This is a genomic window from Streptomyces hilarionis (genome assembly GCF_024539675.1).
Classification (GTDB): Bacteria; Actinomycetota; Actinomycetes; order Streptomycetales; family Streptomycetaceae; genus Streptomyces; species Streptomyces hilarionis.
Window position 1 is genome coordinate 1 of sequence record NZ_JAHHIT010000047.1, and the last position, 21,181, is coordinate 21,181.

Below are 21,181 nucleotides of genomic sequence, written 5' to 3' on the forward strand. Positions count from 1 at the left end.
GGGCCGAGGGGGCGGCCGGGGAGGGTCTCGTCCGCGTCGACACCCACGAGAGCGCCAACCTGTGCGTCGCGCTGTCGCCGGACGGCACGACGCTCGCCCTGGACGCCCTCAACGCGATCTGGCTGTTACCGCGGGCGGGCGGCACGGCACGCCGGCTCACCGACGACGCTCTGGACGCGACGCAGCCGCACTGGGCGCCGGACGGGCGCAGCCTGGTGTTCCAGTCGTTTCGCGAGGGGACGTACGACCTGTGGCGCATCGGCGTCGACGGGACCGGGGCCCGCCCGCTGACCAGCGGCGCCGGGTACGACCTGGAGCCCGAGTTCTCGCCGGACGGCCGCTCGGTCGCGTTCGCCTCGGACCGCGACAACGCCGCCCGGATCGAGGTCCTCGACGTCGCGACGGGCGCCCGCCGGGCGATCACCGGGAAGGACCGCGACCTCGCCATGCCCACCTGGTCCCCCGACGGGCGCCAGGTGGCCTACGTCGCCGAGTACGGCTCGATCGAGGCCGTCGACCTCGGGTCGGGGGCGACGCGGACGCTGCTCACCGGCCCCGCGGACGCCGCCCTGTACGCGCCGTCCTTCGCCCCCGACGGCCGGCGGATCGCGTACGTCCGGGTCACCGGCGCACGCGCCGAGCTCATGGTGGACGACCGGGTGGTGTCCGAGGACGAGGACGTCTTCCCGCTCGCACCGGTCTGGCTGTCGGCCGACGAGCTGCTCTACACGGCCGACGGCAAGATATGCCGGCGCCGGCTCGACGGCGGCGGGCGCGGCGTCGTCCCGTTCACCGCCTCGGTCGAGGTGCGCCGGGTCGACCACGGCAGGCGGAAGGGACCGGACCTCACCGGGGGCGGCCCCCAGGACGTGCTGGGCATCGCCGACCCCGCGCTCTCCCCCGACGGGCGCAAGATCGCCTTCCGGGCGCTGAACGCGCTGTGGCTGCGCACCGGCGCGGAGCGGCCCGTCAGGATCGTCGCGGACGGCTACTTCAACTCCGCCCCCGACTGGGCGCCCGACGGCCGGTCCCTCGTCTACGTCAGCGACCGGGCCGGCACGGCGAACCTGTGGCGCCACGACGTCGCCGCGGGCACGTCCGAGCGGCTCACCGACCTGCCCAACGCCCAGCTCTCGCCGCGCTGGTCCCCGGACGGCTCCCGGATCGCCTACCAGGACGAGAGCGGCGCCACCTGGGTGCTGACCCTGGCCGACGGCTCCGTCACCCAGGTCGTCCCCGCGCTGTACCAGCCGGGGCCGCCCGCCTGGTCGCCCGACGGCCGGGTCCTCGCCCTCGCCGCGGCCGCCCCCTACTCCCGGCGCAGCGTCAACGGCGTGAACCAGATCCTCACCGTCGACCTGACCACCCACGAACTGCGCTACCAGAGCGTGGCGCCCGGCCGCTCGGTCTCCACCCGCAGCGGCGACGGCCCGCTGTGGACGCCCGACGGCACGCATCTCGTCGTCGGCATCGAGAGCCAGGCGTGGAAGGTCCCGGTGGACGCGACGGGCCGGATCACCGGCGAGCCGGTGCGGATCACCGAGGACGTCGCCGACTCGCTGTCCGTGGGAACGCGCTGCGGCGCGCTGCTCTACCTGTCTCTGGGCCGGCTGCGCATGGTCGGCCTCGACGGCGGGTCGGCGCGCACCCTGCCGACCCGGCTGACCTGGACCCGCCGCCCGGCCCCCGCCGGACGGACCGTCGTGCGCGCGGGAGCGGTGTGGGACGGGACGTCCGCGACCCTGCGGCACGACGCGGACGTCGTGCTGCGTGACGGCCGGATCGAGGAGGTCGTGCGCCGGGGCGGCGCGCGCGGCGACCGGGTCGTGGACGCCTCGCGGCTCACCGTCATGCCCGGTCTGATCGACACCCACAACCACTGGCACTGGCGCGGCCCCCAGTGGGGCGACCGGCAGGGCCGCGCCTGGCTCGCGTACGGCGTCACCACCAGCCGTACCCCCGGCGACCCGGCGTACCAGATGGTCGAGACGCGCGAGGCGCTGGCCTCCGGGGCCCGGGTCGGGCCGCGCTACTTCGGGTCCGGCGAGGGACTGGAGGGAACCCGCGGGCGCCACCGCGTCATGCGGCCGGTCTTCTCCCGCGACCAGCTGGACCGGGACCTGCGACGGGCCCTCGCCCTGCGCTACGACCTGCTGAAGTCGTACATCCGGCTGCCGTTGGAGTACGAGCGGGAGGTCGTGGCGCGCGGCCACGCCGCCGGCATCCCGGTGACCTCGCACTACCTCTACCCGGCGGCGCGCACCGGCCTGGACGGCATGGAGCACACCGGGGGCGGCAACCGCCTCGGATACTCGCGGACGCTGAGCTTCGCCGCCGGGCGGACGTTCCAGGACTCGGTGGACCTGCTGGCGGCGAGCGGCATGTGGATCTCCACGACGACGCTGTTCGCCTCCGAGCTGTTCGTCGAGGACCGCTCGCTCGTCGAGGACGAACGCACCCGGGTGCTGTACCCCGACTGGGAGTACGCGCGGCTGGTGCGCAAGGCGGACGACGCGGCGTCGGACAGCGCGGACACCCGGCTCAACCACGCCTGGACGGTCGGGGACTGCGACATGCTGCTGCGGGTGCACCGGGCCGGCGGGCTGGTCGTCGCCGGCACGGACTCGGCCCTGGACGACATCGGGATCAGCATCCACCAGAACCTGCGGATCCTGGTGAAGTACGGCTTCACCCCGCGCGAGGCGCTGCGGACGGCCACCGGCAACGCGGCCCGGGCGCTCGGCCTCGGCGGCCGGCTGGGGCAGGTTGCCCCGGGCGCCCTCGCCGACCTGGTGGCCGTCGCGGGCGACCCGCTCGCCGACATCCGCGCGGCCGCGGCGGTGCGCACGGTCGTGGTGGGCGGTCGTCCCCACGACGTGCCCGAGCTGCTCGCACCGTTCCGTCCGTCCGCCGCCGCCCGCGGCGCGGCCCCGGGCGGCGCCGCGCTCAACACGGTCCGGCCCGCGGCGCCCAGCGCCCGTGACGACGCCGCGCATTACTGGCACGAGGCGGAATGGCGGCACCAGGGCTGCTGCCGCTCGCGCTGAATTCCCCCGGATCCGCGCACGGAAAGGTCCGGGACCGGCTTCGGCCGGTCCCGGTTCCCGTTTTCCCGGTTCCGCGGGAATTACCCGCGCGTCATCAGTTCACCTGCCGCTCCCGGCCGGCCCAGAATTCCTTGCGGAGTTCCCGTCTGAGGATCTTCCCGCTGGGATTGCGGGGGACGCGCTCGATGAATTCGTAGCCGCTCGGGGACTTGAAGTCGGCGAGCCGCCCCTGGAGGTGGAGCTTCAGCTCGCGCGGGCTCGCCGACATCCCCGCCCGCAGCACGACGAAGGCGCGCACGACCTCGCCCCAGCGGTCGTCGGGCACCCCGATGACGGCCGCCTCGGCCACCGCCGGATGGGTGGCCAGGGCGTTCTCCACCTCGGCCGGGTAGACGTTCTCGCCGGCGACGATGACGGTGTCCTTGAGGCGGTCGCACACGTAGACGTAGCCGTCCTCGTCGAGGTATCCGGCGTCCCCGGTGTGCAGCCAGCCGTCGGCGAGGGTCTCCCGCGTCGCCTCCTGCATGCCCCAGTACTCCACCATCACCGCGGGCGTGCGCAGACAGATCTCCCCGATGGCGCCGGACGGGAGGGGGTCGCCGTCCTCGCAGACCACCTGCACCTCGACGCCGGGGTACGGGCGGCCCGCGGCGCGCAGTCGCGGGCTGCCGGCGCGGTGGTCCGCGGGCGGCAGGCACAGCGCGGTGTTGCCGCTCTCGGTGAGCCCGTACAGCTGGCCCAGGTCGCAGCCCAGGATCCGCATGCACTGGAGCATCAGCGTCTCGGAGATCGGGGAGCCGCCGTAGGTGACCTTGCGCAGCGAGGCGAAGTCGGCGGGGCCGACGCCGGCCTCGGACACCATCATCTGGAGCATCGCCGGCACGGCGCAGGTGGTGGTGACGCCGTGCTCGCGGATCAGCCGGACGGCGTCGTGCGCGGCGAACATGCGCATGGCCACGTTGGTCACGCCCGCGTTGAAGGCCTGCATGGCCCACCAGATGCCCGCCACGTGGAAGCCGGGGATGCAGATCAGGCTGACGTCCTGCGGGAACCAGTCGATCCAGTCGAGGCCGTGTTCCGCGAGCAGGTCGCGGATCGCGAAGAAGCTGCGGTGGGCGAGGACGACGCCCTTGGGCAGGCCCGTGGTGCCGCTGGTGTAGATCTGGGTGACCGGGTCGTCGGGGTGGGCCCGCGCCGCGAGGTCGTCGTCGGGCCGGTCCGCCTTCCACTCCCGCAGTCCCGCGCCCCGGTCGTCGCCGTCGTCCAGCCGGACGAGCGTGGGCCGGGCGGGGAGCTCCTCGCGGATGCGGGCGGCGGTCTCGGCGTACTCCTGTTCCACGAAGAGGAGCTCGGCGCCGGAGTCGCGCAGGATGTGCTCCACCTCGGCGGGGGTGAGCCGCCAGTTGATCGGGACGAGCACCGCTCCGGTCTTGGCGCAGGCGAAGAAGATCTCGTAGTAGTGCTCGGACTCCTTGCCCAGGAAGGCGACGCGGGAGCCCCGTCCGGCGCCGGCCGCCAGCAGGGACCGGGCCGTGCGGTTGCTCTCCCGGTGCAGCTGCTCGTAGGTGACGCTGCGGCCCTCGCAGCTCAGGGCGGTGCGCCGGGGGTGGTGCGTGGCGTGAAACGCCACCGTGTCGACGGCGGTCCTGAGGTTCGGGTAGTGCATGAAGGGATGTCCTGTCCGTAGGAGGCGGGGGCTCAGATCCAGTTGTGGTGGTCGGGCCAGTGGCGTCGCCCGACGAGCGCGGGGCCGGGGAGGTGGAGCAGGTCCGGTCGCGGGGCCTCGGCGGTCCACCACTCGTCGGTGGCGGGGGCTTCTCCGGCGATGTGGCGCCGGGCGTGCCGGACGGCGTCGGCGGCGCGGCCGGGCGCGCCGTCGGCGTCGTGGGCGTCGTGGGCGTCGTCGAGCCCGGGTTCCTGCCCGGCCGCGGCGGCGCGCTCCAGGGCGGCGAGGAGGCCGGCGCGGTCGTGGACGACGGCCGCGTACCGGGCGGCAAGGTGGTCGCGGCCCTCGGCGAGGGTCCGGCAGACGGCGGCCGGGGTCCAGTCGGCCCGGCGCCGCAGATGCCGGTGCAGCCGGGCGGCCGTGCGGGCCAGCGCCTCGGCGGTGTGCGCCGACAGCAGCAGCGGCCAGGGGCCCGCGCCCTCGCCGGTCCCGGCGGGTCCGGACTCCGCGGCGGCCGGGCGCTCGGGGACGCTCTCCAGCACGACGTGCGCGAGGGTGCCGCAGAACCCGAACCCGCTGACGGCCGCCCGCCGCCTGCCCCGTGTGGGCCAGGGCTGCGGTTTCGCGGCGAGCCGCAGCGCGGTCCGGCCCCACGGGATGTCCGGGTCCGGCTCGTCCTCGCCGGGTTGCGGCGGGATCTCCGCGTGGGCGAGCGCCAGCACCGTCTTCATCAACCCGGGCGCGCCGGAGGCGGTTTCGAGGTAGCCGAGGTTCGCCTTGCAGGAGCCGACGTACAGCGGCGGCGCGTCGGGCGAACGCCGTGCGTACGCGTCGGCCAGGGCCTCGGCCTCGATCTGGCCGCCGATCCGCGAGCCGTTGGCCTGGGCCTCGACGTACTGGACGTCCTCGGGAGCGACGTCGGCGTCCTGGAGCGCCCGCTCGATCACGGTCCGCTGACCGCGCGCCGGCGCCACCGAGATGCCGGGCCGGTCGCCCTGGGCGTGGACGGCGCTGCCGCGCACGAGCGCGTACGGCCGGTCCCCGTCGGCGATCGCGTCCGCGTACCGCTTCAGGACGACGACCCCGCAGCCCTCGCCGCGCACGTGTCCGTCGGCATGCCGGGTGAAGGGCCTGCTGCGGCCGGTCGGCGACAGCATCCCGGCCCGGTCGAGGATGCCCGTGCCGAACGGGGAGAGCAGCAGGTTGCAGGTGCCGACGAGGGCGATGTCGCACTCGCGGGCGCGCAGCGCCCGCACCGCCAGGTGCACGGCCGTCAGCATGGAGGAGGAGGCGGTGTCGACGGTGACGGCCGGACCGTCGAGCCCCAGCGACAGCGCGATGCGGCCGCTGAAGGCGCTGGGCGAGGAGCCCGTGCTCATGTGCGCGGACAGGCCGTCGCCGGGGCGCCCGCCGCGCAGCCAGGCGTGCGGGTACTCCACCGGTCCGGCCACCGCGTACACGCCGGTGGTGCGGCCACGCAGCCGCTGCCGGGAGAGGTTGGCGTCCGCGAGGGCCTGGGCGGCGACCTCCAGGAGGAGGCGCTGCTGGGGGTCCATGTCGCGGGCCTCCTGCGCGCCGATGCCGAACCGGTCGGCGTCGAAGAGGTCCACGTCCGTCAGGTAGGCGCCCTGGCGCAGCCGGCCGGCAAGCGGGGCGAGGTCCGGTGCGGCGAGGTTCCAGCGCGGCCGGCCCAGGCTGTCCTCGGGCACGCCGGCCGACTCGGTGGGCAGGACCCGCCCTTCGCGCAGCGCGTTCCACAGCTCGTCGGGGTCGTCGAGGCCGCCGGGCAGCCGGCAGCCCATGCCGACGACGGCGACGGGCTGGGTCCGCTCGTGGTGCTGGCGGGCCAGCATCACCATGAGCTGCTTCCTCGACAGGGTCTCCAGGTGGTCGATGTAGCTCGTCACCCTCGGGCCGCCCGTCACCGGAACATCTCGCGCAGCGCGTCGAGTTCGTCGTCCGCCTCGGCGTCGGTCAGCGCGCGGACGTCCTCGCCGGGGTCCTCCCGCGGCGGTGCGGCCGGTGCGTCCTCGGTCCCGGCGGGCACGAGCTGCTCGTCGAGGAACACGGCCAGCGGGCGCACGGCGGGGTGGTCGAAGAGGGCGGAGGCGGGCAGCGGGACGCCGAGCACGGTCTCCAGGGCGTTCTTCAGCTCCACCGAGCCGAGCGAGTCGAGGCCGAGGTCCACGAACCGGGCGTCGAAATCGATCTCCTCGGGCGAGTCGTACCGCAGCACGTCCGCGATCCGGCCGCGCAGCAGGGCGCGCAGCGCGGCCTCGCGGTCGGGCTTCGGCCGGCCGAGCAGTTCCTCGACGTCCACGCCGGCCCGGCCGGGCGCGGTGTCCCGGCCCGAACGCAGGCCGGCGACAAGGGCGTCCGGGGACGCCAGGGCGCCCGTGTAGGCGTCCCAGTCGAACTCGCCCGCGACGGCCTGGGCGTACGGCCGGGCGAGCGCGGCGAACAGCGCGTTCAGCGCGGCGTCGGGCGTGACGAACTTCAGGCCGCGGGCCTCGATGCCGGCGATCTGGCGGCCGGTGAGGGAGGCGGCCATGCCGATCCGGGCCCAGGGGCCCCAGTTGACGCTGAGTCCGGGCAGTCCGGCGGCGGCCCGGTGCCGCATGAGGGCGTCCAGGTAGGCGTTGCCCGCCGCGTAGTTGGCCTGGCCGGCGGAGCCGAGCACCGAGGCGATCGACGAGTAGCCGACGAAGAACCGGACCGTGGGCACGTCGGCCAGCGCGCGGTGCAGCAGCCAGGAGCCGTGGACCTTGGCGCGCAGGACGGCGGCCATGGTCTCCCAGGTCTGGGCCGCGAGCGGGGCGTCGGCGAGGACGCCCGCGGCGTGCACGACGCCGCCGAGCGGGGACTCGCCCCCGGCGAGGGCGCCGACGATCCGTTCGACGTCGGCCGCGTCGGCGACGTCCCCCTGGTGGATCTCCACCTCGACGCCCTCGCCGAGTCCGGCGGCGATCTCGGCCCGGCGCCGCTCGTCGACGGCGCGGCGGCTGACCAGTGCGACACGGCGGGCGCCCTGCCGCACCAGCTTGCGCGCGGAGGCCAGGCCGAGCGCGCCGAGGCCGCCGGTGACGAGGTACGTCTCGCCCGCGTCGATGCGCACCGGGCGGGCGGGCAGGTCGCGTTCGTCGCGGAACTCCAGCACGATCTTGCCGAGGTTGGCGCCCCGGCTCAGGACGCCGAACGCCTCCTCCACCTCGTCGAGGGAGTAGCCGACCACGGGCAGGGCGGTGAGCCGGCCGGCCTCGATGTGGTCGGCGACCGTGCGCAGGATGTCGTGGTTGAGGCGGTCGAGCTCGTCGGCGGGCAGCTCGCTGAGGTCGAAGTTGTGGTACCCGACGTCGGGTCGCCGGGCGCTCATCTCCTCGGGCGACCAGACGCCGATCTTGCCGAGTTCGACGAACCGGCCGCCTTCGGCGAGGCAGCGCAGTCCTGCCGGGATGTAGTCCTTGTTGAGGCTGTTGAGGACGACGTCGACGCCCCGGCCGCCGGTGGCCGCGAGCACCTCGTCGGCGAAGTCGAGGGTGCGGGAGTTCATGAGGTGCTCGACGCCCTGGGAGCGCAGCAGGGGCCACTTGCGGGGGCTGGCGGTGGCGTACACCTCGGCGCCGGCGAGCCGGGCGAGCTGGACGGCCGCCTGGCCGACGCCGCCCGCCGCCGCGTGGATCAGGACCCGGTCGCCCGCCGTGAGGCCCGCGAGGTCGTGCAGGGCGTGGAAGGCCGTGACGTACGCGGCGGGCAGTGCGGCGGCCTCGGTGAAGGTGAGGCCGGCGGGTTTGCGCACGACGACGGTGGACGGGACCGTGACCCGGCGCCGCATGCAGCCGATGCGGCTGAGCACCACCTCGTCGCCGGGCCGGAACGCCGCGTCGGGTCCCGCCTCGACGACGGTGCCGGACGCCTCGAAGCCGAGCGGGAGGGGCTCGTGCGCGATGCCGTGGTCCAGCGCGTGCCGGCGGAGCATGCCGAGCGCGTTGAGGACGTCCTTGAAGTTCAGTCCGGCGGCGTGGACCTGGACGGTGACCTCGTCGCCGGTGGGCGGCCGGTCCTCGACGGGCACCGGCCGGACGGCGGAGAACTGGCCGTACTCGGTGATCGTGAGTTCCGTGTTGACGTCGTCGCGGCCGCCGGCGGGCGGCGCGGAGAGCCGCAGCACGTGGCGCACGCCGGACCGGTAGGCGATCCGGTGCTCGCCGGCGGAGGCGTCCGCGGCGAGCAACTCGTCGGCGAGGGGCTGGAGATCGGGCCCGTCGAGGTCGAGCAGCACGGTCCGCAGCGCGGGATGCTCGTGGACCAGGGCCGCGCCGAAGCCCCACAGGGTGGCGGCGGCGAGGGCGTCGCCGTCCTGGGCCGCGTCGTCCACGACGTCGCCGGGCAGCCACTGGGCCCGTTCGGTCACGAGCAGCATCCGCAGGTCGCGCCCCGCGGCCGGGCCGTCGGCCGCGGCCGCCACCAGGGCGAGCAGGTCGCGGTAGTTGCGCTCGGTCTCGGTCCGCAGCCGCTCCTCGCCGCGCAGCGCGGGCTCGGGCGTCCAGAACCAGCACAGGTCCGTGACGGCCTCGTCCGCGGCCAGCAGCGCGGCGGCGGCGACGGCGTCGGGGGCGTGCAGGGCGTGGACGCCCGTGCCGGCGAGCCGGTCGGGCAGGTCGCCGGGGAGGCCGTCGCCCGGCCGGACCACCAGGACACGGCGGTCCTGGGCGCCGGTGCGGGCGGCGGGCAGGGAGCGCTTGAGCCAGCGGGGGCGCAGCAGCATGCGCTCGGCCGGGTCGGCCGGGGCGTCGGCGACGCGCTTGAGGCGGACGCCCTTGACGGCGAAGACCGTCCGGGCGCCCTCCAGGGCGACGACGTCGGCGCTGAGTTCGCCGCCGGGGCGGAGGTCCACCTGGACGAGGACGTGCAGGTCGCCCTTGGGACGCTTGAGCAGTTCGACCGCGTCGAAGCCGACGGGCAGATAGGTGCCGTCCAGGTCGACGGCCGCGCCGAGGGTCTGCATCGCGCAGTCGAGGACCGAGGCCCGCAGATGTTCGACGGTCGGCGTGTCGAGGCCGCGCAGCTCGCCGGTCGCGAAGCCGTCGGCGTACCGGTCGACGCTCAGGACGCGCCGGAACTCCGGGCCGTAGGGCAGCCCCAGTCCGGCGTACCGCTCGTACAGCTCCTCGCCGCTCAGGCGGGCCCGGGGGGCGTCGTGGGCCGCGGCCGTCTTGCGCAGGCGGTCCACGACGTCGCCGAGCGCGGCCGGGCCGCCGGGCGCGCCGTCGAGGACGGCGGTGGCGTGGACGCGTTCGATCACGCCGTCGCGGCCGTCGACGCGGCTGACGATCTCGACGGCGGCGGGCCCGTCGGCGTCCCCGTGCGGGCGCAGCCGGGTGCGGATCTCCGTCGGCTCGCCCTCGCGCAGGAACAGGGGCTCGTGGATGCGCAGGTCGCGCACCGGCCGGCCGGTCTCACCGTGCACCGCGTCCTGGAGTGCCAGCACGATCTCGACGTATCCCGCGCCGGGGAACACCGCCTGGCCCATGACGACGTGGTCGGCGAGGTAGGCCGGGGAGTGGGGGGCCGTCGACGCGCTGAACTCGCGCTCCCCCGCCGCGCGACGGTCCTCGGCGGTGACGTCGCGGCCCAGCAGCGGATGGCGGGCCGGCCCGGACGTGCGGCCGGCGAGGGCGGCGCGGACGCGGGTGGAGGGCAGCGGGTGGCGCTTCTTGGCGAAGACGTAGCCGGGCAGCGGCACGTGCCGTCCGCCGCGCCCGGCGTGGTAGCCCGTCCAGGAGACGGGGAGACCCGCCTGGTAGCAGCGGGCGACGGCGGCGGCGATCGTGGCGGCGCCGGCATCGGACTTCGCCATGCTGGACACCCACACGTGGGCGTCGGGGTCGCCGTTGTGCCGGCCCAGCGCGGTGAGCGCGCCGGACGGGCCGACCTCGACGAAGACGTGGGGGCCGCGGGCCTGGACCCGGCGCATGCCGGCGGCGAAGTCGACGGGCTCCAGGATGTGGCGTACCCAGTACTCGGGCGTGCCCGCGTCGGCGAGGGTGGCGACCTCTCCGGTGAGGTTGGAGACGAAGCTCAGCCGCGGTTCGTGGAAGGCGATGTCCGCGATCGCGTCCCGGAAGGCGTCGGCGACCTCGGCCATCAGCGGGGAGTGGAACGCGTGCGACACCGGCAGGTCCCTGACGTCGACGCCGCGTTCGCGCAGGGCGCCGACGAGGGCGGCGAGGGAGTCGCGTCCGCCGGAGATCACGCACTGGCGCGGGGAGTTGACGGCGGCGAAGCCGGCGTCGGGGTGGCGCTCCAGGAGCGGGGCCACCTCCTCGGCGGGGGCGAAGACGGCGGCCATGCCCCCGGGCGCCGTGACGGACTGCATGAGGCGGGCGCGTACGGCGACCAGCCGGACGGCGTCCTCCAGCGAGAACAGGCCCGCGATGGCGGCCGCGGCGATCTCCCCGACGCTGTGGCCGAGCAGGACGCCCGGGCGGATCCCCCAGGACATCCAGAGCCGGGCGGTCGCGTACTCCAGGCTGAACAGGGCGGGCTGGGTGTAGAGGGTCCGGTCGAGGTCGCGGTCGCCGTCGGGCGCGTCGCCGAACATGACGTCCTTGACGGAGCGGCCGAGGTGGGCGGCGAAGAGCCGGTCGCAGGCGTCGAGGTGACGGCGGAAGACGGGATGGCGCTCGTACAGTCCGCGCCCCATCCCGGCGTACTGGGCGCCCTGTCCGGAGAACAGGAAGGCGGCCTCGGTGAAGCGGGCCTCGCCGCCGTCGCCGTCGTCCGCGAGCTGCCGGTCGAGCAGCCGCACCAGGTCCTCCCGCGAGGAGACGGGCCCGGCGAGCCGTGCGGGCAGGTGAGCCCGGCCGAGGGTGGAGCTGCGGCAGTAGTCGGGGACGGCGAGGCCGGGGTGCGCGTCGAGGAAGCGTAGGTGGGCGGCGGCCTGGGCGCGCAGTCCTGCGTGGTCCTTCGCCGACAGGGCGAAGACGGCGGTGCCGTCGTCCGGGGCCGCCTCGGACGCGCGGGCGGGCGGCGCCTGCTCCAGGACGACGGACGCGATGGTGCCGGCGAAGCCGAAGGAGTTGACCAGGGCGCGCCGGGGGCCGTCGGCGCGCCAGTCGCGCAGTTCGGTGGGGACGGTCACCCGGTAGCGGTCCCAGGGGATGTGGCGCGAGGGCGTCTCCAGGTTGATGTGCGGGTAGATCACGCCTTCCTGGAGCTGGAGGAGGACCTTGGCGACGCCGCCGATGCCCGCGGCGGCCTCCATGTGGCCGATGTTGGTCTTCACCGAGCCGACGGGCAGCGGGGCGCCGTGCGCGCGCGACTCGGCGAAGACGGTGTTGACGGACCCCATCTCGATGGGGTCGCCGAGGGACGTGCCGGTGCCGTGCGCCTCGACGTACTGGATGTCCTCGGGCTCCAGGTTGGCCGAGGCCAGCGCGTCGCGCATCAGGGCGACCTGGGCGGTGCCGTTGGGGACGGTGAGGCCGCCGCTCTCGCCGTCCTGGCGGACCGAGGAGCCGCGCAGCAGCGCGAGCACGGTGTCGCCGTCGCGCCGGGCGTCCGAGAGCCGCTTGAGGACGACCATGCCGGAGCCCTCGCTGCGGCTGTAGCCGTCGGCGGAGTCGTCGAAGGTCTTGCAGCGGCCGTCGGGCGACAGCATGCCGGCGCGGGAGTAGACGATGTGGTTGCGCGGGTGGTGGGTCGCGTTCACGCCGCCCGCCAGGGCGATGTCGCACTCGCGCCGGCGCAGTCCCTGGGCGGCGAGGTGCAGGGCCACGAGCGAGGCGGAGCAGGCGGTGTCGACGCTGATGCAGGGGCCGCGCCAGCCGAGGAAGTAGGACAGGCGTCCGGCGGCGGCGCTGTGCGCGGTGCCCGCGGCGACGTGCGCGTCGAGGTCGACCGGGTCCAGGGCCTCGACGTCGATCGCGAAGTCCATCTGTCCGACGCCCAGGTAGACGCCGCCGTTCCTGCCGCGCAGGGCCGCCGGGTCCAGGTGGGCGGATTCCATGGCGCGCCAGGCCGATTCCAGGGCCCAGCGGTGCTGGGGGTCCATGAAGTCGGCTTCCTTGGGCGATATGTTGAAGAACTTCGAGTCGAATTCGTCCGCTCCGGAGACGAATCCCCCGCCGGCCGCGAGGGGGCTTCTTCCGGCCTCTTTCTCGGCTGCCTGAAGGGCGTCCATGTCCCAGCGGTCCGCGGGCACGGGTCCGGTTCCCGCCCGGCCTTCCCTGAGGAATGCGGAGAATTCCTCGGGAGTGTCGTTGTCCCCGGGGAAGCGGATGCCCAGCCCGATGACGGCGATCGGCTCGTACTTCTCCAGAAGCAGGTCCTTCAGCAGGGCGTCGGTGCGCGACGAGGCCGTGTCGGTCACTGGTAGAGCTCCTTGAGGATGTCGTTGACCAGGTGCTTCGCGGAGGTGGGCACTCCTGCGTCCTGGGGCGCCTCGGGGGTGGGCGGACCTGCGGAGAAGAGGTCGGGCAGCACCTCGGCGGTCAGGAAGGCGACGAGGTCGCCGACCGTGGGGTGGTTGAACAGGAAGGCCGCGTCGAGGGTGCGGCCGAGCTCCCCCTCGAGCCGGCGCCGGGTGTCGACGGCCCCGAGGGAGGTGAGTCCGAGTTCGAAGTAACTCACCCCGAGAGGCATCTCCTCCGTCTCGTCCATCATCAGTTCCCGTTTGAACTCCGCGACGACCAGCGATTCGAGGAGCGCCCGGCGTTCGGAAGGCGGAGTGTCTGACAATTCCTGAATCCAGGGTGTACGCGAAGTCATGCCGCTCCTTGGCTGGATGGTTTTCTGTGTCTGTTGACCGCGGTCACTCACGGATGGAAGGATCGGCGCGCCAAGTTCAATGTGAAATCAAGGGAATTGAGGCTCATTCGATGACGGGGACCGGCGACGAGGGCGACGTGGAGTTCGCGGCCCGGCGGCGCGCCGAGGAGCTGTACGCGAAGGACCGCACCTGCGAACTGCTCGGCATCGCCCTGCTGGACGCCGGGCCGGGGCGGGCGACCGTCGGCATGCGGGTCACGGAGGCCATGGTGAACGGCCACGGCATAGGGCACGGCGGCTTCCTCTTCCTGCTGGCCGACGCGGCGTTCGCCTTCGCCTGCAACACGTACGGCCCGACGACCCTGGCGCAGGGCGCCCAGATCACCTTCCTGCGCCCGGCCGAGGTGGACGACGACCTGGTCGCCGAGGCGGTGGAGCGGACCCGGTTCGGGCGCGGCGGCCTGTACGACGTCACCGTGCGCCGTGCGGACGGCGTGCCGGTCGCCGAGTTCCGGGGGCAGAGCCACACGCTCGGGAGCCGCCCGGCTCCCGAGACGCGGCAGCAGGACCCCTCACGCCGGTGACCACCGCGGGTCCCGGCCCAGCGAGGCGAGCAGCCGGTCCGCGGCGCTCGTCGAGCCGGCCGGCTCGACCGGCGGCGCGAACGCGGCGCCGGGGCGTTCGCGGGACGGGCCGACCGGCACCTCCTTGACGGCGACCTCGGCGGCGGCCGCCACGAGGTCGTCGTCGTACGCCGCCGGGAGGCCCGCGGAGACGGCGACGTCCCAGCCGTGCACCACGTAGTCCACGAGGTGGAAGCCGATGGCGCGGGGGGCGGCGAACCGCATCGTCGGGTGGATCCACGGCAGGACGAACTCCCGCTCGAGCACGCCGTCGGCGGCGAACGCGTCGAGGACGCGGTGGACGGAGGCGGCGTAGGCCCCGCGGGGATCCGCGAGCGGCGTCTCCCGCCACACCGACTCGTCGACCGGTCCGCCGTCGGCGGCCGCGGCGAAGCCGAGGTGCTGGGCGGTCATGTGGGCGAGGAGGCGGCGCAGGGTCCAGTCCCCGCAGGGGGTGGGTGCGTCCCACTGGTCGTCGCGGATCCGCGCGACGATCTGCGCGCTGCGCAGCACGGCCCTGCGGTCGAGCTCCTGGACCGCGCCCTCGGACGGGACTGCGGCGGTGTGCCGGTCGGTCATGATCAGCCCTTCTCCTGTGCGTTCTCCCGCCACCAGCGCCGGCCCGCCTCGGGCAGCGTGGTGATGGGGTCGTAGAACGGGTGACGGCGTGCGAGCGCCTCGGGGTCGTCCAGCTCGATGCCGGTGCGGTAGTTCTTCGTCCACTGCGAGACGCCGCGTTCGCGGTCGTAGTCGACGAGCTGGTGGACCCAGCGCTTGCCGACGTAGGGGACGTCGCACACGATCCGCGGCGTCGCGTAGCCGGGCAGGTAGCCCATGACGGCGTGCTGGAGCTCCTGCGCCTCCCAGACCGCGATCCGCCAGTGCTCGGCGTTCGGGATCATGTCGCACATGTAGAAGTAGTAGGGCAGGATGTTCGCCTCGCCCTGAAGGACCATGCACAGGTCCAGCAGCGCCTTGGGGGTGTCGTTGACCCCGCGCATCACGACGCCCTGGTTGCGGATGTCGCGCACGCCGGCGTCCAGCGCGGCCCGGGCGGCCTCGGCGACCAGCGGGGTGACGGACTGGGCGTGGTTGACGTGGGTGTGCACCGCCAGGTTCACCGAGCGCCGCGCCGCGGTGCGCGCCACGCGTTCCAGTCCTTCGAGCACCGCGGGCTGGAGCCAGTGCTGCGGCAGCCCGGCGAGGGCCTTGGTGGCCAGCCGGATGTCCCGGACGCTCTCCAGGTCCAGCAGCCGCATCAGGAACGACTCCAGCCGCGGCCACGGCACGTTGGCCACGTCGCCGCCGGAGACGACGACGTCGCGGACGCCGGGGTTGCGCTTGAGGTAGTCGATCATCTGGTCCTGGCGGTCGGCCGGCTTGAGCGTCAGCTTCTGCTTCTCCACCTGGGGGGTCGAGCCCCCCACCAGGTCCATCCGGGTGCAGTGGCCGCAGTACTGGGGGCAGGTGGACACCAGCTCCGCCAGGACCTTGGTCGGGTAGCGGTGGGTGAGCCCCTCGACGACCCACATCTCCGCCTCGTGCAGCGAGTCGCGCTCGGCGTAGGGGTGGCTCGGCCACTCCGGCTCGCGGTCGGAGGCGACCGGCAGCATGTACCGGCGGACCGGGTCCGTCATGAAGGCGTCCGTGAAGGCCGCCGGCCGGGCGGGCGCGTCGGGCGCCATGGTGTTGAGCATCTGCGGCGTCAGCAGCATCGACATGGTGGCGAAGCGCTTGTGGTCGGCCTCCAGGTCGTCGTAGAAGCGGTCTTCGAGCAACGGGCCCATCACCGCCCTCAGCTGCCGCGCGGTCTTCACGCAGTGCGCGCGCTGCCACTGGGCGTCGCGCCACTGGACGGCGGTGACCTCGCTCCAGCCCGGCAGACGGCGCCAGTCGGGTTCCACCGGGATCACGCGCTCGTACTCGTAGGGCTGCGGTACGGGCAGGGTGTGCGGTCCCTGTGTCGTCATGGTTCCCATCGGATTCCTAGCTGATCGACAGGGCGGGTTCGGCGCCGGTGAAGAGGGTGGCCCAGCGGGTGCGCAGCTCCCGCTTGAGGACCTTTCCGGTGACGCCGGTCGGGAAGTCGGCCGGGTCGCGGGCGACGATCACGGCCGCCAGCGGCGCGAGTCCGACGGTGGCCAGTTCCTTGTTGGCCTGTGCGCACAGCTCGGTCGCGGACGGCTCGACCACGCCGGGTTGCAGCCGTACGACGGCGACCGGGACCTGTCCTCGGCCGTTCGCGGCCGGCACGCCGACGACGGCGCAGTCCTGCACCACGTCCCCGCAGTCGGCGAGGAGCACCTCCTCCGCGGGGAGGCTGTAGACCGGGCCGTCCTCGGTGTCGATGACGTCCACGGTCCGGTCGAGGTGGTAGAAGTTCCCCTCCTCGTCCCTGCGGGCCACGTCGCCGGTCAGCCAGTAGCCGTCGACCTCGAAGCTGCGGGTCAGTTCGGGGGCGTTCCAGTAGCCCGGGGTGCGCGAGGGGGTCTTCACGGCCAGCAGGCCGACCGTGCCGACGGGCGCCTCGCGGCCGTCGGCGTCGAGGACGACCGCGGCCGTGACGACCTCGGTGGGCTTGCCCACGCAGCGGTCGTCGCGCTCCGACTCGGGGGTGGTCACCTGCCCGAAGAGGGCCATGCCCATCTCGGAGGAGCCCAGCCCGTCGATGAACTGCGAGCCGGGGACGGCCTCGTCGCCCGCGTGGCCGCGCGGCAGCAGCCAGGGCTTGATGAGCCCGGCGGGCCGTTCGCCGAGCTGCACCAGGCGACGGATGTGACCGTAGTGGGCGCCGTCGCCGGTGTTGAACCAGCTGTGCACCTTGGCGGCCGCCCGCGTGGGCGGCTCTCCCGTGGCCAGTTCGACGAACGTGCGCGGGAAGGAGGCGACCATCGTCGGCTCGAACGCCTCCATGACCGGCTCCACGACGGCGCGCCGCCAGTCGCCCATGACGACGGTGGGCAGCCCGAGCAGGGTGGCGGTGAGGAAGTAGCTGAGCCCGCCGGCGTGGGTGTGCGGCATCAGGGACATCAGCCGGTCGTCCGGCGAGGCGGGGAAGCGCTCCATGCGCGGTTCCTTGCCGGCCCAGAACTGCCGGTGGGCGAGCATCGTCGACTTCGGTGTGCCGGTGGTGCCGGAGGAGTGGATGAGCGCCACGATCTCGTCGTCCGCGTGCTGGTGGGGGTATCCCTCGGGCAGCGGGCCGCTCGGCTCGTACGCCTTGATCTCGGCGGCCGGGACGATGAAGCGGGGCCGGCGGCGGTTGGCGTCGGCCCGGTAGGCGGCGACCAGCCGGGTCGGGTCGTCGGCGACCAGGCCCACCGCGCCGACGTGGTCGATGTAGCGCAGGGCCGTGGTCTGCGGCATGGCGTCGTTGACGAGGGCCGGCACCGCGCCGAGGGCGGTGAGCGCCAGGAAGTGCAGCAGGGGTTCGAGGCCCTCGGCGACGAGGACGGCGACCGGCTCGCCGCGACGGACCCCGTTGGCCCGGTACCAGTGGGCGTAACGGTCGCGCAGCGCGGCCAGGTCGCGCAGGCTGTGGCCGCGCAGCACGACCCGGCCCCGGTGGTCGGTGGTGTGGGTGAACGCGTACGGGACGGTGTTGTTCGGGTTCGCCTCCAGCGCCTTCTGAAGGAAGTTGCCGGCTCCCAGGCCGGGGTCGGTCATGAACTGCCGCCGGACGGCGAGCGGGGCGATCGGGCTGGTGGTCACGGTGCTCTCCAGAGGATGTCGGGGTGGTCTCGTGACGACGCGGGCCGGTGGGACGGACGTCCGGCCGCGGTCCGCCGGACGGCGGCGGCAGGCGGACGGCGTCCACGGGCGGACGGGCCCCGGGACGCGGGCGGCCGGCGGCGGTCTCCTACCGGCGGGCGGTCAGTTCGGCGGCGGCCCGGTGGCCCGAGCGGACGGCGCCTTCCATGAGCCCGAAGAACGCGGTGCTGGTCTCGGTGCCGGCCCAGTGGACGCGACCGTGCGGGCGGGTCAGGTGCGGGCCGAGCGCCGACCAGTCGCCGGGGCCGAACAGGGCCGCGTAACAGCCTTGGCTGTAGGGGTCGTTGACCCAGTCGGTGACGTGGAAGCCGATGGGTTCGGGCAGGTCGGGGAAGAGCCGGCCGGCCTGGGCGACGGCCACGGCCCGCTGTTCGGCGAGGGGCAGCGCGGCGAAGCGGCGGGCCTCCTCCCCCGTGACGAAGCCGGTCAGGATGCCCGCACCGCCGTCGGCCGGCGAGTCGTCGACCGTGGACAGCAGGGGGCCCCGCGAGCTCACCGACCAGCCGGACAGGCCCTGTCGGCGCCAGAGCGGGGAGGGGTGGATCAGATGGACCTTGACCGCGCAGCCGGGCCCGGTCCGCTCTCCCGAGCGCGGCGCGGGCAGGGCGGGCGAGTAGTCGATCCGGTCGGCGAGGACCGGGGGCAGCGCGACGATCACCGCGTCGGCGCGGGTGGCGCCGCTCGCGGAGCGCACCGTCACGCCGTCGGCGTCCTGCTCCACCGCCGTGACCGGCTCGGACCGGCGCACCCGGTCGCCGAGTCCGGTCGCGAGGGCCTCGCCGAGCCGGTGGGCGCCGCCGTCGATCCGCCACTCCTGGGCGCCCCCGGCGAAGGCGTTGAGGTAGCGCAGTCCGCCGCCGGAGCGCAGGTAGAAGGCCATGTGCAGGACGGAGACGTCGGCGGGGGCGGCGGCCATCATCTCGCCGAGGAACAGCGGGAAGAACAGCCGGCTGTCCGGGTGCCGCAACGACGCGTCCGCCCATTCGGCGGCCGTCATGGCGTCGAGGCGTCCGGCGTCCGGGGTGAGCCAGGGGGCGTCGACGCGCACGGACCGCGTGACCTCGTCCAGCAGGTCGAACAGCTCGCCCAGGGCCACGCCGCTCAGCGGCGGGAAGCGGCCGGGGACGCTGTCCGCCCGGGCGGCGCCGGAGACGTCGAAGCGGCTGTCCCCCTCCATGACGGTGGGCACGGTCTTGAGGCCGGCGCGGTCCATCAGCGCGAGCAGGTCGGTGTGCCGCTCGCCCAGGTAGGCGGCGCCGGCGTCGGCCCAGTCGCCGGGGGCGACCTCGATGCCGTGGGTCCTGCCGCCCACCCGGTCGCGGGCTTCCAGGACCTGGACGTCGACGCCGCGGTCGGCGAGGTCGGCGGCGGCGGTGAGGCCGGCGAGTCCCGCCCCGACGACGACGACGCGCGCGGGGGCGTTCGCCGGGACGTCCGTGGTCGCGCTCATCGGGCCACGCTCGCGACGCGGTCGGCGAGCAGCGCGGGCGTGGGCGCCCCCAGGAGGTCGTCGAAGGTCAGCTCCACCCCCTGCGCGCGGGCGACGGCGCTCAGGACGCGGGTGCCCATGAGCGAGTCGCCGCCGGATTCGAAGAAGTCGGTGTCCGCCGTGACGCCGTCGGTCTCCAGAACCCTGCGGAAGATGGCGACCATGTCGTCGGGACTCATCGGTTGTCCTGTTCTGTGAGGCCGCCGGGGTGTTCCGCGGGGGCGGACGGCGCGGCGGCGGGTGAGTGACGTCGGTGGGTGCCGAGCCGGTCGATCTTTCCGCCGGCGGTGTGGACGAGTCCGGGGACGACGGTCACCCGGTGCGGGACGAGGTGGCCGGGCACGCTCGCGCGCAGGTCGCGCAGGACCTGCCGGGCGAGCGCGGCGTCGTCGGCGCCCTCGCGCCGCGGGACGACGTACGCGGTGACGGTCGTGCGGTCCTCGACCCGGGTGCCGACGACGACCGCGACGCCGACCTCCGGGTGCGCGGTGAGGTGGGCCTCGATCTCGCCGGGGTCGACGCGGATGCCCCGCACCTTGATCTCGGCGTCGAGGCGGCCCTCGTGGACCAGGTGGCCGTCCGGCCGGCGGGCGACGCGGTCACCGGTGCGGAACCAGCGCGCGGGTCCTCCGGGGCCGTCGCGGGTCACGAAGCGTTCGGCGGTGACCTCCGGCAGATCCCGGTAGCCCAGCGCGAGCGCGGGCCCGCCGATCAGCAGTTCGCCGTCCGGGCCGACGGCGTCGGCGACGTGCGGCAGCGCCCGGCCGACGGGGACGCCGCCGTCCTCGCCCCACCAGGCGCCCGGGCCGGGGGCCCGCGGACCGTGCAGGTCCACCGCGTGGGTGATCAGGGTGGTCTCGGTGCATCCGTAGGTGTTGACGAGCCGGACGCGGCCGGTGTCGCGGGCCCGCCAGTCCGCGAGCCGGGCGGGGCTGACGGCCTCGCCGCCGATGACCACCGTCCGCACGCGGTCGGGCAGCCGCTCGTCGCTCTCGGCGAGGTGGCGGACGAGTTCGTGCCAGAACGCGGTGGGCAGGTCGAGCAGTGTGACGCCGCTCGCGTCGACGGCCCGCAGCAGGCGCGGGATCGAGCCGGTGTACGCCTCGCGGTGGAAGACGAGCGTCGCGCCCGTCGTCAGCGCGGGGAGGATCTCCTCCAGACAGGTGTCCCAGTTGAGCGAGGCGAACTGCAGAACCCGGTCCGCGGGGGTCAGGGCGAACAGGTCGCGCAGCGAGGCGACCGAGGCGGCGATGGCGCGCCGCGGGGTGAGGACGGGCTTGGGCCGCCCGGTCGATCCGGAGGTGAACAGCGTGTACGCGGGCGCCTCGGGGTCCCTGTCCTGCGGGTCCTTCTCCTCGGGCTCCGTCGCCGGGAGGCCCGTCGCGGCCGGCTCCGTCCGCGACGCGTGCCCGGGGCCGGACGCGCCGAGCACCCGGGTGCAGCCGGCCGCGGCCAGGAGGGCCTGCTGCCGGGCGGCGGGGAAGGCCGGGTCGACCGGGACGTAGACGCCGCCCGCGGCCAGGATGCCCAGGAGGGCGACGACGGTGGCCTCGGAGCGGTCCGTCAGGACCCCCACCGGCCCGGGGGCGGGCCCCAGCTCGCGGGCCGTCGCACGGACCCGGCGGGCCAGCTCCGCGTAGGTCAGTTCACGTCCGTCGCATTCGACGGCGCACTTTTCGGGAAAGGTGCGAGCCATTTCCAGAAAGGCGGGCACTATACCCACCATCAACTTATCCCTTCATTTTCCAGCATGACCATGACGCTACCACTCCAAAATCTCGGCGAGTCAAGCCGATTTCGCGCGTGATCCACCCCA

Annotated in this window: 12 protein-coding genes; 2 read left to right on the plus strand and 10 right to left on the minus strand. The window is 74.5% G+C overall.

All coding sequences use genetic code 11. The features are described 5' to 3' along the window. On the plus strand, nucleotides 1-3,047 hold a 3,047-nt coding region (locus KMS84_RS11320), incomplete at its 5' end, for an amidohydrolase family protein (protein WP_256916014.1). A gap of 94 nt (nucleotides 3,048-3,141) precedes the next feature. On the opposite strand, the gene KMS84_RS11325 is transcribed toward KMS84_RS11320, so the two are convergent. The 4 genes from KMS84_RS11325 to KMS84_RS11340 are packed head-to-tail and all read right to left on the minus strand — an operon-like array spanning nucleotide 3,142 to nucleotide 13,482. Then, a complete protein-coding gene (locus KMS84_RS11325; protein ID WP_256916015.1) occupies nucleotides 3,142-4,713 on the minus strand; it encodes a fatty acid--CoA ligase in 1,572 nt (523 codons plus the stop codon). A gap of 32 nt (nucleotides 4,714-4,745) precedes the next feature. After that, nucleotides 4,746-6,620 carry a beta-ketoacyl [acyl carrier protein] synthase domain-containing protein gene (locus KMS84_RS11330; protein ID WP_256916016.1) on the minus strand — a complete coding sequence of 625 codons (1,875 nt, stop codon included), beginning with the start codon at nucleotides 6,618-6,620 and terminating at the stop codon, nucleotides 4,746-4,748. Between the two features lie 14 nt (nucleotides 6,621-6,634). Further along, nucleotides 6,635-13,084 carry a type I polyketide synthase gene (locus tag KMS84_RS11335; protein WP_256916017.1) on the minus strand — a complete coding sequence of 2,150 codons (6,450 nt, stop codon included), beginning with the start codon at nucleotides 13,082-13,084 and terminating at the stop codon, nucleotides 6,635-6,637. Continuing rightward, the gene (locus tag KMS84_RS11340) at nucleotides 13,081-13,482 is read right to left on the minus strand and encodes an acyl carrier protein (RefSeq protein ID WP_256916018.1); all 402 of its coding nucleotides are present in this window, start codon (nucleotides 13,480-13,482) and stop codon (nucleotides 13,081-13,083) included. The genes KMS84_RS11335 and KMS84_RS11340 overlap by 4 nt, the downstream gene beginning before the upstream one ends. Before the next feature lie 110 nt (nucleotides 13,483-13,592). Here KMS84_RS11340 and paaI point away from each other — a divergent pair, with 110 nt between their 5' ends. Further along, a complete protein-coding gene (gene paaI, locus KMS84_RS11345) occupies nucleotides 13,593-14,066 on the plus strand; it encodes a hydroxyphenylacetyl-CoA thioesterase PaaI (protein WP_256916019.1) in 474 nt (157 codons plus the stop codon). On the opposite strand, the gene KMS84_RS11350 is transcribed toward paaI, so the two are convergent. The 6 genes from KMS84_RS11350 to KMS84_RS11375 all read right to left on the minus strand — a co-directional run bounded on the left by KMS84_RS11350 (nucleotide 14,055) and on the right by KMS84_RS11375 (nucleotide 21,061). Continuing rightward, on the minus strand, nucleotides 14,055-14,684 hold the full coding sequence (locus KMS84_RS11350) for a TIGR03086 family metal-binding protein (protein ID WP_256916020.1): 630 nt from the start codon (nucleotides 14,682-14,684) through the stop codon (nucleotides 14,055-14,057). The genes paaI and KMS84_RS11350 overlap by 12 nt on opposite strands. A gap of 2 nt (nucleotides 14,685-14,686) precedes the next feature. After that, the gene (locus KMS84_RS11355) at nucleotides 14,687-16,075 is read right to left on the minus strand and encodes a KamA family radical SAM protein (RefSeq protein WP_256916021.1); all 1,389 of its coding nucleotides are present in this window, start codon (nucleotides 16,073-16,075) and stop codon (nucleotides 14,687-14,689) included. 16 nt (nucleotides 16,076-16,091) lie between these two features. After that, nucleotides 16,092-17,816, minus strand: a complete 1,725-nt coding sequence (locus KMS84_RS11360; RefSeq protein ID WP_256916022.1) for a class I adenylate-forming enzyme family protein — start codon at nucleotides 17,814-17,816, stop codon at nucleotides 16,092-16,094. Between the two features lie 148 nt (nucleotides 17,817-17,964). Continuing rightward, entirely contained in the window at nucleotides 17,965-19,326 is a 1,362-nt protein-coding gene (locus KMS84_RS11365) for a flavin monoamine oxidase family protein (protein ID WP_256916023.1), read from the minus strand. Beyond that, nucleotides 19,323-19,544 (minus strand): acyl carrier protein, encoded by a 222-nt coding sequence (locus KMS84_RS11370; protein WP_256916024.1) that lies wholly within the window; start codon nucleotides 19,542-19,544, stop codon nucleotides 19,323-19,325. The genes KMS84_RS11365 and KMS84_RS11370 overlap by 4 nt, the downstream gene beginning before the upstream one ends. Further along, the gene (locus KMS84_RS11375; RefSeq protein ID WP_256916025.1) at nucleotides 19,541-21,061 is read right to left on the minus strand and encodes an amino acid adenylation domain-containing protein; all 1,521 of its coding nucleotides are present in this window, start codon (nucleotides 21,059-21,061) and stop codon (nucleotides 19,541-19,543) included. The genes KMS84_RS11370 and KMS84_RS11375 overlap by 4 nt, the downstream gene beginning before the upstream one ends. Between the last annotated feature and the right edge of the window lie 120 nt (nucleotides 21,062-21,181).

Excerpts from the sequence above, each read along its gene's own strand:
- KMS84_RS11325 (WP_256916015.1), bottom strand. The coding sequence starts at position 4,713 with ATGCACTACCCGAACCTCAGGACCGCCGTCGACACGGTGGCGTTTCAC.
- KMS84_RS11340 (WP_256916018.1), bottom strand. The coding sequence starts at position 13,482 with ATGACTTCGCGTACACCCTGGATTCAGGAATTGTCAGACACTCCGCCT.
- paaI (WP_256916019.1), top strand. The coding sequence starts at position 13,593 with ATGACGGGGACCGGCGACGAGGGCGACGTGGAGTTCGCGGCCCGGCGG.
- KMS84_RS11350 (WP_256916020.1), bottom strand. The coding sequence starts at position 14,684 with ATGACCGACCGGCACACCGCCGCAGTCCCGTCCGAGGGCGCGGTCCAG.
- KMS84_RS11355 (WP_256916021.1), bottom strand. The coding sequence starts at position 16,075 with ATGACGACACAGGGACCGCACACCCTGCCCGTACCGCAGCCCTACGAG.
- KMS84_RS11365 (WP_256916023.1), bottom strand. The coding sequence starts at position 19,326 with ATGAGCGCGACCACGGACGTCCCGGCGAACGCCCCCGCGCGCGTCGTC.
- KMS84_RS11370 (WP_256916024.1), bottom strand. The coding sequence starts at position 19,544 with ATGAGTCCCGACGACATGGTCGCCATCTTCCGCAGGGTTCTGGAGACC.
- KMS84_RS11375 (WP_256916025.1), bottom strand. The coding sequence starts at position 21,061 with ATGGCTCGCACCTTTCCCGAAAAGTGCGCCGTCGAATGCGACGGACGT.